This window comes from Croceicoccus hydrothermalis (assembly GCF_022378335.1).
GTDB classification, from domain to species: domain Bacteria; phylum Pseudomonadota; class Alphaproteobacteria; order Sphingomonadales; family Sphingomonadaceae; genus Croceicoccus; species Croceicoccus hydrothermalis.
Genome location: NZ_JAIQCI010000014.1, coordinates 82,090 through 97,486, shown reverse-complemented (window position 1 = coordinate 97,486; position 15,397 = coordinate 82,090). Strand labels below are relative to the sequence as shown.

Genomic DNA, 15,397 nt, shown 5'->3' with positions numbered 1-15,397 from the left:
GTCCCGTCGCTTACCAGGCGTGCTTTTCGCCGTTCCATGCGAAGAATTCGCCGCTGTCGTTCATCGACAATCCGTCGGCGAGCGCCACAATGCCCGATGCGCTTTCCTCGACGGTGATGTCGGCCTGCTCCCCGCCCATGTCGGTCTGCACCCAGCCGGGATGCAGCAGGGCGACGATGATGCCTCTGTCCTTCACGTCCTTTGCCACGCCGCGCATCACGCCGTTCAATGCCGATTTGCACGCGACATAGGCATACATGCCGCCCGCCGGCCATGTCGATGCGGCAAGCTGGCTCGAAAACGGCACGACCTTCGTACCTTCGTGCATGCGCGGCAAGAACGCCTTGAATATGGCGAGCGGCCCCTTGACCATGATGTCGATCGCGCAGTCCCATCCGTCCCAGTCGATCGGCGTGTTCAATTCGTCGTTAAGCGGCCCCGTCACCCCCGCCACGATATAGAGCAGGTCAACCGGCCCCCCGCCCGTGGCGGCTGCGGCATCCGCTATTCCGTCGAGATCGGCGGCGTCGAGTTCGTATGTCGATACGTTCCGGTGGCGTTCGGCCAGCGCGCGCAGATCGCCCTGTGTCCCGATATTGCGGTTCATGGCAAAGACGGTGTCGCCGCGTTCGGCATGACGGCGCACAAGGTCGAGCCCGATCCCGCGCGAGCATCCGGCGATATAGACATTGGCCATTACGGCTTTCTCCCTTCGATCCAGTCGTTGAGCACTTTGTGGAAGAAGCGCACCCGCGTTTCCTGATCCGACAGATGGGCATCGCGGTACCCGCGCGAATGCATGCCGGCCTGCATTTTTTCGGCCAGTTCCATGTCCTGATACACGATTTGCCCGGCGAGTTCGGGCACGCCCTGCCCTCCGTCGAAGTCGCAATGTTCGCATGCCATCGCCTCGCGCAGCGGCTTTGGCCCCGCCATGATCGATTCCACCTCGTCCTGCCCCTCCACCGGAAAGGCCATGCACCACAGATCGAACCAGCATTTTTCAGGTTCGTCCTTCACAGGTTCGGAGCGGAAGAAGATGAGATTGTCGGGAAGGAAGCTGATGGTGACATTGGGAAAGATCACCGTGTGCGGGCTGTCGGTGATTTCCTCGTCGCTCATGTGTTCATAGTGGAGGTAGCCGCGCTCCTTCCAGAGCCGCTGCTTCGCCGCCTTCAGATCCCTCCACCCCTGCAGCGCGAAATCCTCGTAGGTTTCGTAGGCGTCGGGCTCGATGTCCCATGCCGACAATATGTGGCGGAAGATGTGGTCCACCCCCTCGGGCGGGCGGTCGGACAGCGACGGGCGCATCGGCTGTACCGTCCGGCCATGCCCGGCGGGCCACATTTCGTGGCGGCCGCTGTCGACGTCCTGGTCGATCCAAGGCGGCACCTGCGGATGGGCGGTGCGGGTGTGATAACTTTCACTGAAATTATCGGTCACGAATTTCCAGTTGGCATCGACCTTGATTCGGTACCATGCAACGCGCACCGCCGCGTCCATCGGGTGATTGCGATAAAGCGCGGGCATCGGCGCGAGATAGTCGCGCAATTCCGGCCCATCGTCATCCATCGTGTACCCCACGAACCCGCCCCAGCGGTCGCAGCGCAATTCGATCAGAGACAATGCACCGCACGGATTTCCTTGTGAGAAATCGACCTCGGCATCCTGTGCCGATTGCAGCACGCCGTCCTTCCCCCATCGCCATCCATGATAGGGGCAGGTAATCGATTCCATCGACCACGTTTCGTTCACCATGCGCATGCCGCGGTGACCGCATGAATTGTAGAATGCGCGAATCCGTGCGAGAAATAGCGGTCGCCGGTGATCGGATCGGCGCGCAGGTTGGATGGATCGCGTCCGTCCATCGGCGGCGGAACATGCGCCTGCTGGGTCATCGAAAGTTCCTCTTCCCGTATCGTACGACCCTCGTCGCAAACCCGATGGAGGCGCGATACTATCCCTTATTACAGTAAATCAGGCAGGTCTGCCTGTTTTCCGCGCAGGCCGGCGTGGACGAGTTTGACGATCTCGATCAGCAGGGCGCGTTGTTCCCAAGTGCGCGTTTCCCCGATGACCGGTTCGTGCAGCAACAGCCCGAGACAGGCCGATTGCACGATGTCGTTGGTCAGCCGCATCTGTTCATGAATGTGCGACCAGTTCGGAAAGCTGCGCGCCATTTCCGCGTTCCAGATCGCATCGAACCGTTCGGCCGCGGGGAGGAAAGCCGTATTGAGCGCATGGTCGCTGCGCGCGGCAAGGGCGAGTTCGAGATAGGCGGCATATTCGTCGGTGTGCACGCTGCGCCAATACAGCTCGGTCGCGATCGCGAGCGCGTTTTCCTTTGGCAAGGCGGCGATATCGCGCAGATATTCACCCAGGAAATGACGCATACGGCGATAGAGCACATGATCGACCAGAGCGCAGACCAGTGCGTCCCGGTTGGCGAAATGGTGATGCATGGCACCGCGCGAAACGCCCGCCCTGCCCGCCACGCCCACGGTGGTCAGCTGGCCATAGCCCCCCTCAACCAGGATCTGCATCGCAGCATCGAGTATGGCCGCCCGCGTATTCGAACTCTTTTTCTGCTGCCAGCGCACATCGCCTTCGGCAACGCCGTCGCCGCGGATCGAATTGAGAAGTTTCGTGCGGCGCGCGGCGATGGTCGATCTCCCGAGGGGAAGGCAGCACCAGCCTGCCTATTCAAAACTTCAGTAGGAAGCCGCCGGCCGGGCTGTCTACAAAAACCGGCAACATGGACGGTTTTTCAAATAACCCGCCACCAAATTGATTGAGGGCGCATTCCTCGCGCGCTGGGAGAGAGCGATGACCCGCGAACTGAACAGGCCGCCGCCGGCATCCGCCGCCCGATCCGGCGCGCAACCGTCGCGAGACAGCCGTGCGGAGGGACGCGCACGATGGCGCTGATCGCAAGGCGGCCCTGTGCGCATGATCTCGTCGCGCGGCATGACATCGAAAACGCCCTTTCACTGCATTCGCGGGGTGTGGACCGGGCCGATGCCGCGCTGATCGCCGCGTCCTATCATGATGATGCGACCGTCGATTACGGGTTTTTCGATGGCGTAGCCGCCGATCTCGCAACGATCCTGTCCGATGCACAGAAGGATACGCCCCCCACCGCGCACCGCACGGGGCATTGCTGGATCGCGGTGGACGGCGAACGGGCCGTCTCGGAAAGCTATGTCATCGCCTATGCCGAGGATGCGATGCAGCGGCTGATCTTCGGGCGCTATCTCGACAGGCACGAGTGTCGTTCGGGGGAATGGCGGATCGTTCATCGCCAATATGTCATGGCGGGCAACATGAACGCGCCATCAACCGTTTCGCGGCCAGGTTCGTCGGCGGATTTTGCCGGCTATGCCATGCATGGTGCCAAGCGGGCGAGCGACCCCGGCCGCGGCATTCTCAACCATTTTGCAAACCGCATAACGCGCGAAGGAAACCCCATGACCAAGGGCAGCACGGACCGGGACGACGCACGGCTGGACGCGGCGCTATCACGCGCGGAAATCCACGATTTGTGCGCGGCCTATTGCCGGGGGGTGGACCGCGCGGACAAGGCGCTCCTCCTGTCGGTATTCCTTCCCGACGCGCCCGTTTCGCTTCAGGTCACGAATGGCACGGCGCGGCAATTCGCCGAGGACATATGCCGGTTCGTGGTAAACGCCGCGCAGACCGTGTTCCACTCCATCGCGAACGAATGGATCGAGGTGTCGGGCGATCATGGCGTGGGCGAACTCTACGTCATCGCGGCGATGATCGCCGATGGTCGCGAAACGCTGACCGGCGGGCGCTATCTCGACCGATACGAACGGCGGGACGGGCGATGGTACATTGCCGAGCGGGCCTTTATCACCGACTGGAACTCCACCCGCCCCAGCACGATGCAGCATGACGGGCTTTACGAAACGCTGCCGCTTGCGGGGCGGGCCGACCGCAGTGATCCTGTTTACGATCTTTGGGCATCGCTGGAGCGCGAAGGGTGACCGGGGCGCGGCGCGAGGGCGGGTGTCTTTGCGGTGCGGTACGCTATTCTGTTGCCTGGCCGATGATGCAGGCGGTGACCTGCTCCTGCGTCAATTGCCAGAAGCAATCCGGCGCGCCGCTCTCGCTCATCGGGGTTACGCGGCGCGACGATCTGCAATTGTCCGGCGTACTCGCAACCTATGTCGATACTGCCGAGAATGGCAATCGTGTGCGCCGGCTGTTCTGTCCCACTTGTGGTTCGCCGGTGTTGACCGATACCGATGCGGCCGAGGCTGCGGGTATCGTGTTTGTAAAGGGCGGCACGCTCGACAATGCCGCCGAGATGGTGCCGACCGCGCATTGCTGGACCCGCAGCGCGCATGATTGGCTGCAATTTCCCGAAGGCGACACGGTGATGCAGATGCAGGAAGCCTTGTGAGTGCGCCCCTCGACATTGAGGCGGAGCTTCGCGAAATCCTCGCGCGCCGTCAGATCACCGACGCGGCGTTTCGCTATACGCGCGGGCTCGACCGGATCGATCGCGCGATGCTCCTGTCGGCGTTTCATGACGATGCATGGGTCGATTGCGGGTTGATGCAGGGCGGGCCGGTTGCCTTCGCCGATTTCGCGCTGGGATTCCTTCAATCCATGCACCGTACCCATCATCAGCTCGGCCAACAGCACATCGCCATGCGCGGTGGCAACCACGCCTCGGCCGAAACCTATTTTCAGGCATATCACGACATCGTCGACGAAGCGGGACACAGGCGCGATCTCATCATCGCAGGGCGCTACGTCGATGAATATACCTGCCGGAATGGTGAGTGGAAGATCGCGGCCCGGACACTTATCACCGATTGGGTAACCGACAATCCGGGAAACCGCGGTTTCTTCGACGAAAACCCGGACGCCCCCGCCGGACAACGTGACGGCCGCGATTTTTCGGATTGGCGCGAATGGCCGCAATCGGTCCGCGCGAAAATAGAACAAAGAGGATGATGCCATGAATGTTCAATCCGGAGCCGCCCGCTACTCCCCAGATTTCGATCAGCCCGTGCGCGGCGACAAGATCACCGCGGACCGATACACCTCCCGCGAATGGATGGAGGGCGAGTATGACAAGCTCTGGCCGCATGTGTGGCACCTAGGCGGGGTGATCGCCGATCTCGAGGAAGAAGGCGACATCGTGCGCCATAATTTCGGGCGCGAGAGCGTTATCATGGTCAAGCAGGGCGACGGTTCGGTAAAGGCGTTCTACAATGCCTGCCCGCACCGCGGAAACCGGCTGATCCTGGGTGATATCGCGTCGAGCGACCGGATCACTTGCGGCTATCACGGATGGCAGTTCGATACCGACGGCACGCTCGTTAACGTGCAGGACCCGGACGATTTTCCCGGCGGCAATCCATGCGGCAAGGTGCATCTCAAAAAGTTGCGCTGCGAGACATGGGGGCCGTTCGTGTTCTGGAACATGGATCTCAATGCAAAGCCGCTGCTCGAATGGCTGTCACCCTATCCCGAACGGCTCGAAGGTTACGGGCTGGAAAACTGGATCAGGGTGTTTGCCGTGTCCGCGGAGGCGGACTTCAACTGGAAGATCATCCGCGACAATTTCAACGAAAGCTACCACCTGCCCACGATCCACCCGGAGCTTGCGACTTTCATCAACGACGGCCTGCCGAGCACCGTGTTCGAGATGTATGAAAACGGGCATAATGCCATGTGGATGGTCGGCCATCAGGCCACCACGCGCGAGGATTATCATTCGGGCGAAGTGCCCGAAACGCTGGGCCAGGTGGCCGAGACATGGGGCATTCGGGTGGAGGATTATCACGGCCGCACTGGCGACCTGCGCGAGGCGGTGATCAAGGCGAAGCGCGAAAAAGGGCCGGAACGCGGATATTCCAATTACGACAGGATGAGCGATCAGCAGCTCGTCGATTATTTCCACTGCACGCTGTGGCCCAATCTTACGATCACCATGTCCCCGGAACAGTGTCAGATCCTGCGTACCGAACCGCATCCGACCGACCCGGCCAAATGCGTGTTTCAGCACTGGTGCCTCTACCCCCCGGTGAAGGGGATGAAGGAGGTGGAGACGCCCGTCGGCACGCTCCCGCTGCGGCACGATGCGCTGGTGCGGCACGGCTATTACGGCGATGGCAACACGCTTGGCTTCGTCGCGGATCAGGATCTATCGATCGGCACGTCGCAGCAGCAGGGCCTCAATTCGCGGGGCTTCGACGGCTGCATCCTCACCCATCAGGAAAAGCGGATACAGAGATTCCACGAATTGCTGAACGATGTCGTGCTGGGCGGTCCTTCAAGGGATTGATCCCGCGCCATCCGCCCTCGCCTAAAAAAGCCCCGCCGATCGGTTCGGCGGGGCTTTTTGCCGGTCAAGCCGTGCGCGCCGCTGGACGCCACTTCAGACCTGGGTAAAACCGCCGTCGATGACAAATTCGGTGCAGGTGACGAAGCTCGCCGCCTCCGACGCGAGATATACGACGCCGCCGGCCATTTCGCCGGGCCGTGCCAGCCGTCCGATCGGGTGCGATGCGACCACCCCTTTGTGCGCCTCTTCCTTCGACGGGGCGGCGCCCAGTTCGACATAGCGTTCCATGATCGAATCCATCATGCCCGTATCGACGCCGCCGGGATGCACCGAATTGACCCGGATGTTGTAGCCCAGCGCGCTGAACTCCGCCCCGAGGCATTTGGACAGCATCGCAATCGCCGCCTTGCTCATGCAATAGGCTGCGTTGAACGGCGCGCCGCGCAGGCCACCCACGCTGCTGAAATTCACGATGGAGGCGCCGCCCGCGCGATGCTCGCCGCCTTTCTTGAGCAGCGGAAGCAATGTCTGCACCCCGATGATGGCGCCGTCGACATTGACCGCATTGACCTTGTGAAACTGCGACAGGTCGGTGTCCTCGAACCTGGTCACGATGGAAATGGCGGCATTGTTCACCAACACGTCCAGCCGGCCATATTCGCGCGACACCATATCGGCGACCTTGGCCCAGTCATCGGCATCGGTGACGTCGTGCCGGACGTAATGATCCGCACCGAGATCAGGTGCATCACCGGCAAGGTCGGTCGCAATGACGGTCGCGCCCGCGTCGTTGAGCGCCTTGACCGTCTCGCGGCCGATGCCGCCGGTCGCGCCGGTAATGAGCGCGATGCAATCGGGAAGGGAAATCGACATTGCGTGTCTCCAAAAATATTATTGCGCGGTCCAGCCGCCGTCGATGACGAGTTCCGCCCCGGTCATGTAGCTGGCATCGTCACTCGCGAGGAACAGCGCAGGGCCGGCGATCTCGTCCGGTTCGGCCATGCGTCCGACGGGCGTCTGCGCGTTCATCGCATCGATGAGATCCTGCTCCTTTTCCGCGACGCCCTTCTCGACCCAGCGCTTGAACCCCGCCGTCGTGAGCGGCGTGCGCACGAAACCGGGATGCAGCGAATTGGCGCGCACCGGCATCTTCTTCGTCGCGAATTCGATCGCGAGCCCCTTTGTGAAAAGGCGAACCGCCCCCTTCGACGCGTTATAGGCCGACACTTCGCCATAGCCGACAAGCCCCATGATGGAGCTGACGTTCACGATGCTCGACCCGCCTTTCCGGCGCGTACCCGTTTCGCTCAGCATCGGCGTGAAGGTCCGGCAGCCGAGGAAAACGCCATCGACATTGATGGCCATGATTCGGCGCCAGTCCTGCATGGAAATCGTCTCGACCGCGCCGGTAAGATCCGTGCCCGCATTGTTGATCAATATGTCGAGCCGACCATGCCCCTGGGCCACCATGTCGTGCAAGCCGCGCCAATCGTCCTCGCTCGTCACATCGGCGCGGACGTAGCGGACCGTGTCGCCCAAGGCGGCGCGCAGTTCGCCGACCGCCTCGCTATCCTCGTCATCAAGATCGGTGAGCACGACATGCGCGCCCGCACCTGCAAGGCGGTCGACGATGGCGCGGCCGATCCCGCGAAGCCCGCCGGTGACGAGCGCGACATTGTCGGTAAGCTGCATGGTCATACCCCCATCATCCCGGCGGTGGTTGCCCCGTCGATCACATATTCGCCGCCGGAAATGAACGCCGCCTCATCGCTGGACAGATAGGCGACGAGCCCCGATATCTCGTCGAGCGAGGCCAGCCGGTTCATCGGCGACATCCCTTCGTATATGGCGCGCGTCGCCTCCGGATCGGGTTGCGAATTGATGATGTTGGCGATGATGTCGGTTTCCACTACGCCCGGCAGAATGGCATTCACGCGAATCTTGTAACCGCTTTTACCGCAATGGATCGCCGCCGATTTGGCGAGCGCGCATATCGCGGCCTTCGTCACCGAATAGGCGACGAAATTGCCCATCGCGGCGCGTGCGTTCATCGAAGAATTCACGATGATCGAACCGGTCTGCCCCTCGTTCTGCTTCATCATGCGAATGGCGTTCTGTACCGTGAGCATGACGCCAGTCTGATTGATCGCGACGAGCGTGTTCCATGCCTCGAGCGAAACATCCTCGACGCTGGCGTCGTTCTTTTCGGTGCCGGCATTGGCAAAGGCGATGTCGAGCCGGCCATGGTCGTTCATGATCCGCCGGGTTACCTCTTCCCATCCTTCGGCATCCTGCACCCGGTGCGATACGAAGGTGGCGCCGGTTTCTTGGCAAAGCGGGCGCGCCGCATCCTCGCGCGATCCGGTGAAGACCACCTTTGCCCCCTCGCCCGTCATCGCCGCACCGCCGCGGCCCCGATACCGGACGTGCCGCCCGTGATCAGCGCCACCTTACCCGAAAGCTTGTCACCCACGCATCATTCTCCTGTCCATTCGGTTTGATGCGAAGGGTTCACGCCTTTGGGCCGGTCGGCAACCTATGATTTCGGCAAGGTGACACCACCCGCGCGATGGTTCAGACCTGTTGTCAAAACAAGATACCGAAACCTGAAAATTCTGATCGAGGATGCAGACACGATGGCCGATCGCGACCCCAACCTGCCGCTTGGCGCCGACCGTTGCGAAGGACCGAGCTGGAACGAGCTGATGGAGGCGGACAGCAGGCCGGCCCCCGAATCCCTGACGAGCGACAGTTACGAATATCGCGGCTCCGACCCGATCCCGGCCGAACGCTACACCAGCGAGGAATGGGCGAAGCTGGAGCGGGAACGGATGTGGCCCTATGTCTGGCAATTCGCCGCGCGGGAGGAAGACCTGCCCGATATCGGCGACTATGTCGTGTTCGAGAACGCGGGCCGCTCCTTCCTGATCTCGCGTCAGGAGGACGGTTCGGTAAGGGCGATGCACAATGTCTGCCTCCACCGCGGACGCAAGCTGCGCACCGAGGACGGGAATGCCGACAAGTTCACGTGCCCCTTCCACGGCTTTACGTGGAGCAAGGACGGCAGTTTCGATCACATGCCCTGCAAATGGGATTTCCGCCATCTGGAGGATGCGGACATGGACCTGCCGCAGCCCGAAGTGGGCCAGTGGCAAGGCTATATCTTCCTTCGCGAGGAACGCGGCGGTCCCAGCCTGGAGGAATATCTGAAGCCTCTCCCCGATCATTTCGAACGCTGGCGCCACGAGGAATGCACCACCGTCCTTTATGTCGCGAAGGAAGTGCCGGCCAACTGGAAGGTCGTGTCCGAAGCCTTCATGGAAAGCTACCACACGGTGGTTACCCATCCGCAATTGCTGCCCTTTACCGCCGATTCCAATTCGGGATACCGGACCTGGGGCGACCATGTGAACGTCAATCTGGTGCCGTTCGGCGTGATGTCGCCGCATGTCGAAAAGGGCGCGGGCGAGCAGTGGATCGTCGATGAATTCGTGAAATACAACGGCCGTTCCTCCGACAATTACGAGGCCGCCGGCGACCCAATGGCGATCGACGTGCCCGACGACAAGACCGCGCGCGAAGCGTTGGGCAATACGATGCGAGAGACCTATACCGAGCAGACCGGATACGATCATTCGCACGCCACCGATTCAGAAGTGCTCGACGCGCTGGTCTATAACGTCTTCCCGAATTTCGCGCCGTGGGGCGGGTTCATGCCGAACATCGTCTATCGCTGGTTGCCGGGCGATACGCCGGACTGGTGCACGATGGAGGTGCGCGTGATCGCCCGCACCAAGAAGGGCGAGGAAAAGCCGCGCGGCGCGGAGCGCAAGTTCCTCACCCGCGATCAGAAATGGACCGACGCGCCGGAACTTGGCGTGCTGGGCCATGTGTTCGAACAGGATATGGAAAACCTTCCCTATGTGCAGGAAGGTTTGAAATGCTCGAAGAACGGCCTCGTGAACTATGCCAATTATCAGGAAATCCGCATCCGTCAGTTTCAGGACACGATGAAAAAATATATCGACGGTGAGCTTGGAGGCCCGGCGCGCAAATGAGCGATACTGATCACGGCTCCGACCCGCTCGCGCGATATGACGAAAGCAATCATCCGCCGCGCATCGATTGCGTGCTGATCGCCGCGGGCGTGTGGCACGATATCGATTTCGCGCGGCTGGAACTGCTCAAACTCCTGGCCGAAGACCCGCGGGTGCGTACCCGCGTACTCGAGGATTACGAAAATGTCGAAGCCATCGCCGGGGCCGATATCCTCATCACCTATACCTGCGATGTGACCCCGTCGCTGAAGGTGCAGGAGACCCTGAAGGACTGGCTTGAAAACGGCGGTCGCTGGTATGCGCTGCACGGGACGAATTCGATCCTGCGCATGATGGAGGACGGGCTCTGGCATGCGCCGCGTCACGCGCCCTTGATGATGGACCTTTTGGGCAGCCAATTCGTTTCGCACCCCCCCATCGCGCCATATACGGTGACCGTGGCGGATGACGATCACGAATTGACGCGCGGGGTCGAACCGTTCGAAACGACGGACGAACTCTATCACCTCGAAACGCATGGCGATCTGCACGTGTTGCTCGAAACCGAATGCACGGAGGAAGGCACCGGCTTTGCCGAGGCGAAGGATGCGCCCGGCACCCATCCGGTTGTCTATATCAAGACCCATGGCAAGGGCGCGGTGCTCTACAACACGCTGGGGCATTGCCGCGGGCATTACGATCTGCAGCCGATGCTCGACTGGTGGCCGAGCCTCGATCGTTGCGCGTGGGAGCTTCCGGTGTTCTACGATCTGCTGCGGCGCGGGATCGCGTGGATCAAGGACCGCCCGGCTAAAGGCTGAGGCCTTGCGTGCCTGCGCGAATGATCCGACATTCCGCACGATGCCAGGTCTTTCGCATCAGGATCAGGCCGCATCGATATAGCGGTCGAGCGCGGTATCGGCATCGTCCGGCCAGCGCGACAGCACCAGAAGCCGCTTGTGCCCGAAACCCAGCGCGAGTTCGTCGGTAATGCCCATGCCGCCGTGGAACTGGATCATCTCGTGGCCCATTTCGAGCGCGTGTCCCGCGATAAAGGCGCGCGCACCGTCGACGGCCTTCGCAAATTCCGGTTTGGCTTCCTTCACCACGGCCAGCTCGACCAGCGCGCGTGCTTGGGTCAATATCGCATACTGGGCCGCCATGCGGTGTTGTATCGCCTGAAACTTGCCGATTGGCTGATCGAACTGTTCGCGCGTGCGAAGATAGTCGAGCGTATCGGCAAACATGCGCTCCATGATGCCCAGCATTTCCGCCGACCGCGCGAGCGACACCAGCGTTTCCACCGATGTCAGCACGTCCGCCGCGTTCTCACCGGCGTCGAGCACGATCGCCGGCGTTTCGTCGAAGTCGAGCGTCGCGGCCATCGACCCGTCGGCCATCCGCCACGGCTTCACGGTCAGCCCGCGCGCATCGGCCGGAACAAGATAGAACGCCCAGCCCGAAGCATCGCTAGGCCCGCCATCGTGGCGGGCGCTGACGATATAGGCATCGGCGTTGAACCCGGCGACGACAAACGGCTTGTGCCCGCACAGCGTCGCGTCCTTGCCCGACACATCGGCGCGTGTCCTCACGCACAAGCTGCCGTTGCGTGATCCGCGTTCGGCATGCGCCATCGCAAGCCGTTTCTCCCCCGACAGGATCGCATCCATCCATTTGGTCCGCTGCGCTTCGTCGGCAATTGCGGCAAACACTCGCCCGGCCATCAGCGCATTTTCGATCAACGGTTCCACGAACAGACCGCGCCCGAGCGCCTCGTACACGACGGCCACCCCCGTCGCATCGAGGTCGAGCCCGCCCAACGCTTCGTCGAACGGTGCCGCGATGATGCCCAGTTCGCCCAGCAGGCTCCAGTTTTCCGCGCCGAAACCGCCCGCCTCATCGAGATATTGGCGCCGCCTTTCGACATCGTAACGGTCGGTGACAAAACGTTCTGCCACCGCCTTCAACATTTCCTGGTCTTCGGTCAGATCGAAATTCACGATGTCCGTCCCCTTTGTCGAAGGGTGATCTAACAGGAAAAGATCGCGTTCGTGTGCTGCGCAAAAAGCTAGGCGAGTTGGCAGATTGCCCGATCGGTGCATAATACCGGCCTTGCGGACCGGATGCTTGCGCGAACGAATGGCGGCGAACGGGTCGCCCGTGTTGCATCGTCTTTACGCGAGAGGACCGAACATGCCGAAACCGCCGAAAAGTCCGACCGTCCTGTGGCAGGAATTCGTCGCAGCATGGGAGCAGGAAATGAACGACTGGTCCACCCGCGTCACGCAATCCGAACAGTTCAGCGCCGCAATGGGACCGGCGACCAAATATTCGGTCGTCGCGCAGAAGGCGATGACCGAGCAGATGGAGAAGATGCTGCAATCCATGAACCTGCCGACCCGCTCTCAGATGCAGGAGCTCGCCGAACGCATGGCGTCGCTCGAAGACGGTCTGGAACGCCTGCGCATCGCGGTCGAACGCGACGAGACCCCGGCCAAATCCATTGCCCGCAACGAACCCAGACGCACGCGCAAACCGCCGGCAGGCGACGCCAGCGATAGCGCATCGTGAGCGCGCTGACCCTGCCGTCGGGCGAGGAGATCGCCGAACTCGCCCGGCGCGAAATCGACCGTGCGATCAAACGCAATATCAAGGGGCTCGAATTCCTTGCCGCCGGGACGCAGCCGGTCGGCGCGATGGCGAAGGATGTCGTCTATCGCAAGGGGACGGCGGTGCTCTATCGCTATCGCCCGGTGCTCGACGAGATATACCGCACGCCGCTTCTGCTCGTGTCGCCGCCGAGCAATCGCGGCTATATCTTCGACCTCGCCAAGGGGCAGAGCTTCGTCGAATTCATGGCCGAGCGTGGGTTTGACGTGTTCAATCTCGACTGGAACCCGCCGCGCCGGGACGAGGCGGAACTCGGCCTTGGCGATTATGTCGACGGATTCATCCCCGAAAGCATTTCGCGCATTCGCGAGCTGACCGGCGAAACGCAGGTGACGCTGGCCGGATATTGCATGGGCGGAACGCTCGCCGTTATTCACGCCGCGCTTTACGGAACCGCATCGGCGCGCAATCTCGTCGCCTTTGCAACGCCGGTCGACTTTCATCACATGACGCTTTTCCAGAAATGGGCGGACCGGCGGCATTTCGATCTCGAACATCTTGTCGAGGAACTCGACGTCATCCCGCCGGACATCATGCTCGGCGCGTTCGATCTTGCCCGCCCGGCCAATCGCACGGCGGGAAAGATGCATTTATGGTCCAATATGTGGAACGACGATTTCGTACGATCCTATCGAATGTTCGACAGGTGGGCGGCCGAAACACTGCCCGTGCCCGGCACCTATTTCCGGCAGCTTATCAAGGATCTGCTCTGGGACAATGCGCTGTCGGAGGGCCGGCTCGATATCGGAGGACGGATTGCCGACATGTCCAACATCTCGATGCCGGTGCTCAACATCACCGCCGTGCACGATCATGTGGTCAAGAAGGAATCGACGATGCCATTAATGGAGAACACCTCGTCCCGCGACACGCATGATCTGGTGTCCAAGGGCGGGCATGTTAGCCTCGTTGCCGGGCCGGCGGCCGTAAAACGATTGTGGCCGCATATCGACAGCTGGCTGGCGAGGCGTTCGGTATGACGGGCGCGAAGACGAACGGGGAACGCGCAAACCGCAATGACGCGCAATGGAAACTCCGCACGCTAGATCGGCGTGATCGCGACGCGGTCATCGCCTTTGCCCGCGACATTCCCCTCCACGATTTGATGTTCCTGGAACGCGACATTCGCAATCCCAAGGTCGTCGATGCCTGGCTCGATCAATGCGAGCGTGGCACGATCCGCAGCACGCTGGCCTTTTCCGGCGACCGCGTCGTAGGCAGCAATGCGCTGGTTCGCGACGAATTGAGCTGGTCGGCGCATGTGGGTGAGATCCGCATCCTCATCGCGCCCGACGCGCGGGGAAGCGGGCTTGGCCGTGCGCTGGCGCAGGACAGCATGGATGTTGCGCAGCAAAGCGGGATCGAGCGGCTTGTCGTGCGCATGACGCCGGATCAGACATCGGCCCTTTCCTTGTTCGCGGATATGGGCTTTCGTCCCGAAGCATTGCTGCGCAACCAGGTTCGCGATGCGCGCGGGGTGACGAACGACATCGTCATACTCGCACTCGACATGAACCGGCTACGGTCCGCGCACGAGGTGTATGGCCTGCCCGATAATTTCCCTGGCGACTGAGCGCGTTCAGGTCGTGGGAAAGTAGAACGCGCGAAATGGCCCGCCCGGCACGAACCGGGTCCAGCCATCCTCTGCGCAGGCCAGCCGGTCGGCCACGGCATAAAGAACCGCGGGGTTGGCCATAAAACCGAAATGGCTGCTCCACACCTCGATATTTTCGGTTTGCGCGTCGGTCTCGCTGACGCAGTTTTCCCATGCAGTGATGCCGTCGCTTTTGGAGTAGATCGCCGTCGACGGCACCGAAAGCGGCCTGCCTCCCATGACATAGCGCGGGTGCCGCTCCATATCCGACACGCGATTGCCGGTAAGCAATTCGTACAGCTCGCCCAGATTGGTGGCATCCGGGTTCCCGGTAAACGGACTGCCCAGTGCGATGACCTGGCGCACATCGGCGGGATCGCGGCGGGCGGCTTCGCGGGCGATGACCCCGCCCAGGCTCCATCCCACGAGGCTGACGCTCCGTCCGGTCCGGCGCGCTATTGCAGCGATGCGGGCGGCGATATGTTCGCCGTTTTCGCCGGTGCTGCGATGGTCGAAGTTCCAGCCCAGATCCCACGTGTGCACATCATACCCGATCCGCTTGAGAAACATGCGCAGCAACGCCGTCATCGCGTCATTGGTGGCAAATCCCGGCAAGACCATGACCGGGTGCCCGTCGCCACGCGGCGCGGCACCGAGCATGGGCCAGCTCGCCATGAGCGCCGCCACATTCAAGAGCGAACGCGCCGGTTCGAGCGCCGTCCAGCCATAGGAGGGCCGGGTAATCGTATTGCCTTGTGCCATCGTCGGCCTCCT

At 61.8% G+C, this 15,397-nt stretch carries 18 protein-coding genes; 9 read left to right on the top strand and 9 right to left on the bottom strand.

The window, feature by feature from the left end; translation table 11 throughout:
• Positions 1–10: 10 nt before the first annotated feature.
• The 4 genes from K4G67_RS09885 to K4G67_RS09870 form a co-directional block, all read right to left on the bottom strand.
• A complete protein-coding gene (locus K4G67_RS09885; RefSeq protein ID WP_239806214.1) occupies positions 11–697 on the bottom strand; it encodes an SDR family NAD(P)-dependent oxidoreductase in 687 nt (228 codons plus the stop codon).
• Positions 697–1,764, bottom strand: coding sequence for an SRPBCC family protein (locus tag K4G67_RS09880; RefSeq protein ID WP_239806213.1), 1,068 nt, complete (start codon positions 1,762–1,764; stop codon positions 697–699). Before K4G67_RS09880 ends, K4G67_RS09885 begins: the two co-directional genes overlap by 1 nt.
• Positions 1,752–1,898: a hypothetical protein gene (locus K4G67_RS09875; RefSeq protein WP_239806212.1), complete on the bottom strand. Its 147-nt coding sequence runs from the start codon at positions 1,896–1,898 to the stop codon at positions 1,752–1,754. Before K4G67_RS09875 ends, K4G67_RS09880 begins: the two co-directional genes overlap by 13 nt.
• A 69-nt stretch (positions 1,899–1,967) precedes the next feature.
• Positions 1,968–2,630, bottom strand: coding sequence for a TetR/AcrR family transcriptional regulator (locus K4G67_RS09870; RefSeq protein ID WP_420830024.1), 663 nt, complete (start codon positions 2,628–2,630; stop codon positions 1,968–1,970).
• Between the two features lie 288 nt (positions 2,631–2,918).
• Here K4G67_RS09870 and K4G67_RS09865 point away from each other — a divergent pair, with 288 nt between their 5' ends.
• From K4G67_RS09865 to K4G67_RS09850, 4 genes are read left to right on the top strand one after another with little or no spacing between them, the layout of a single operon-like run.
• Positions 2,919–4,007: a nuclear transport factor 2 family protein gene (locus tag K4G67_RS09865; RefSeq protein WP_239806210.1), complete on the top strand. Its 1,089-nt coding sequence runs from the start codon at positions 2,919–2,921 to the stop codon at positions 4,005–4,007.
• Positions 4,004–4,426 carry a GFA family protein gene (locus K4G67_RS09860; RefSeq protein ID WP_239806209.1) on the top strand — a complete coding sequence of 141 codons (423 nt, stop codon included), beginning with the start codon at positions 4,004–4,006 and terminating at the stop codon, positions 4,424–4,426. Before K4G67_RS09865 ends, K4G67_RS09860 begins: the two co-directional genes overlap by 4 nt.
• Complete coding sequence (locus tag K4G67_RS09855; RefSeq protein WP_239806208.1) at positions 4,423–4,986, top strand: nuclear transport factor 2 family protein; 564 nt, start codon at positions 4,423–4,425, stop codon at positions 4,984–4,986. The genes K4G67_RS09860 and K4G67_RS09855 overlap by 4 nt, the downstream gene beginning before the upstream one ends.
• A gap of 4 nt (positions 4,987–4,990) precedes the next feature.
• The gene (locus K4G67_RS09850) at positions 4,991–6,322 is read left to right on the top strand and encodes an aromatic ring-hydroxylating oxygenase subunit alpha (RefSeq protein ID WP_239806207.1); all 1,332 of its coding nucleotides are present in this window, start codon (positions 4,991–4,993) and stop codon (positions 6,320–6,322) included.
• Between the two features lie 93 nt (positions 6,323–6,415).
• On the opposite strand, the gene K4G67_RS09845 is transcribed toward K4G67_RS09850, so the two are convergent.
• Genes K4G67_RS09845 through K4G67_RS09835 form a run of 3 tightly spaced genes read right to left on the bottom strand, consistent with a single transcriptional unit; the run spans position 6,416 to position 8,718 of the window.
• Positions 6,416–7,195 (bottom strand): SDR family NAD(P)-dependent oxidoreductase, encoded by a 780-nt coding sequence (locus K4G67_RS09845; protein WP_239806206.1) that lies wholly within the window; start codon positions 7,193–7,195, stop codon positions 6,416–6,418.
• A gap of 18 nt (positions 7,196–7,213) precedes the next feature.
• A complete protein-coding gene (locus K4G67_RS09840; protein ID WP_239806205.1) occupies positions 7,214–8,020 on the bottom strand; it encodes an SDR family NAD(P)-dependent oxidoreductase in 807 nt (268 codons plus the stop codon).
• Positions 8,017–8,718, bottom strand: coding sequence for an SDR family NAD(P)-dependent oxidoreductase (locus K4G67_RS09835; protein WP_239806204.1), 702 nt, complete (start codon positions 8,716–8,718; stop codon positions 8,017–8,019). The genes K4G67_RS09840 and K4G67_RS09835 overlap by 4 nt, the downstream gene beginning before the upstream one ends.
• Positions 8,719–8,958: 240 nt before the next feature.
• Between K4G67_RS09835 and K4G67_RS09830 the strand changes: the two genes are divergently transcribed.
• Together K4G67_RS09830 and K4G67_RS09825 are read left to right on the top strand one after the other, a co-directional pair.
• Complete coding sequence (locus K4G67_RS09830; RefSeq protein WP_239806203.1) at positions 8,959–10,380, top strand: aromatic ring-hydroxylating oxygenase subunit alpha; 1,422 nt, start codon at positions 8,959–8,961, stop codon at positions 10,378–10,380.
• On the top strand, positions 10,377–11,180 hold the full coding sequence (locus tag K4G67_RS09825; RefSeq protein ID WP_239806202.1) for a ThuA domain-containing protein: 804 nt from the start codon (positions 10,377–10,379) through the stop codon (positions 11,178–11,180). The genes K4G67_RS09830 and K4G67_RS09825 overlap by 4 nt, the downstream gene beginning before the upstream one ends.
• Before the next feature lie 63 nt (positions 11,181–11,243).
• On the opposite strand, the gene K4G67_RS09820 is transcribed toward K4G67_RS09825, so the two are convergent.
• Positions 11,244–12,359 (bottom strand): acyl-CoA dehydrogenase family protein, encoded by a 1,116-nt coding sequence (locus K4G67_RS09820; protein ID WP_239806201.1) that lies wholly within the window; start codon positions 12,357–12,359, stop codon positions 11,244–11,246.
• A 193-nt stretch (positions 12,360–12,552) separates the two neighbouring features.
• On the opposite strand from K4G67_RS09820, the gene K4G67_RS09815 reads away from it, so the two are divergent.
• The 3 genes from K4G67_RS09815 to K4G67_RS09805 are packed head-to-tail and all read left to right on the top strand — an operon-like array spanning position 12,553 to position 14,602.
• On the top strand, positions 12,553–12,930 hold the full coding sequence (locus K4G67_RS09815) for a poly(R)-hydroxyalkanoic acid synthase subunit PhaE (protein ID WP_239806200.1): 378 nt from the start codon (positions 12,553–12,555) through the stop codon (positions 12,928–12,930).
• Positions 12,927–14,009: an alpha/beta fold hydrolase gene (locus K4G67_RS09810; protein WP_239806199.1), complete on the top strand. Its 1,083-nt coding sequence runs from the start codon at positions 12,927–12,929 to the stop codon at positions 14,007–14,009. Before K4G67_RS09815 ends, K4G67_RS09810 begins: the two co-directional genes overlap by 4 nt.
• Complete coding sequence (locus tag K4G67_RS09805; RefSeq protein WP_239806198.1) at positions 14,006–14,602, top strand: GNAT family N-acetyltransferase; 597 nt, start codon at positions 14,006–14,008, stop codon at positions 14,600–14,602. Before K4G67_RS09810 ends, K4G67_RS09805 begins: the two co-directional genes overlap by 4 nt.
• 6 nt (positions 14,603–14,608) lie before the next feature.
• Here the strand turns inward: K4G67_RS09805 and K4G67_RS09800 are convergent, their stop codons facing one another.
• Positions 14,609–15,385 (bottom strand): alpha/beta fold hydrolase, encoded by a 777-nt coding sequence (locus tag K4G67_RS09800; RefSeq protein ID WP_239806197.1) that lies wholly within the window; start codon positions 15,383–15,385, stop codon positions 14,609–14,611.
• Positions 15,386–15,397: the final 12 nt, after the last annotated feature.

Coding starts and splice junctions, on each gene's coding strand:
- K4G67_RS09885 (WP_239806214.1), bottom strand. CDS start 697: ATGGCCAATGTCTATATCGCCGGATGCTCGCGCGGGATCGGGCTCGAC.
- K4G67_RS09880 (WP_239806213.1), bottom strand. CDS start 1,764: ATGCGCATGGTGAACGAAACGTGGTCGATGGAATCGATTACCTGCCCC.
- K4G67_RS09875 (WP_239806212.1), bottom strand. CDS start 1,898: ATGACCCAGCAGGCGCATGTTCCGCCGCCGATGGACGGACGCGATCCA.
- K4G67_RS09865 (WP_239806210.1), top strand. CDS start 2,919: ATGGCGCTGATCGCAAGGCGGCCCTGTGCGCATGATCTCGTCGCGCGG.
- K4G67_RS09850 (WP_239806207.1), top strand. CDS start 4,991: ATGAATGTTCAATCCGGAGCCGCCCGCTACTCCCCAGATTTCGATCAG.
- K4G67_RS09845 (WP_239806206.1), bottom strand. CDS start 7,195: ATGTCGATTTCCCTTCCCGATTGCATCGCGCTCATTACCGGCGCGACC.
- K4G67_RS09840 (WP_239806205.1), bottom strand. CDS start 8,020: ATGACCATGCAGCTTACCGACAATGTCGCGCTCGTCACCGGCGGGCTT.
- K4G67_RS09835 (WP_239806204.1), bottom strand. CDS start 8,718: ATGACGGGCGAGGGGGCAAAGGTGGTCTTCACCGGATCGCGCGAGGAT.
- K4G67_RS09830 (WP_239806203.1), top strand. CDS start 8,959: ATGGCCGATCGCGACCCCAACCTGCCGCTTGGCGCCGACCGTTGCGAA.
- K4G67_RS09825 (WP_239806202.1), top strand. CDS start 10,377: ATGAGCGATACTGATCACGGCTCCGACCCGCTCGCGCGATATGACGAA.
- K4G67_RS09815 (WP_239806200.1), top strand. CDS start 12,553: ATGCCGAAACCGCCGAAAAGTCCGACCGTCCTGTGGCAGGAATTCGTC.
- K4G67_RS09805 (WP_239806198.1), top strand. CDS start 14,006: ATGACGGGCGCGAAGACGAACGGGGAACGCGCAAACCGCAATGACGCG.
- K4G67_RS09800 (WP_239806197.1), bottom strand. CDS start 15,385: ATGGCACAAGGCAATACGATTACCCGGCCCTCCTATGGCTGGACGGCG.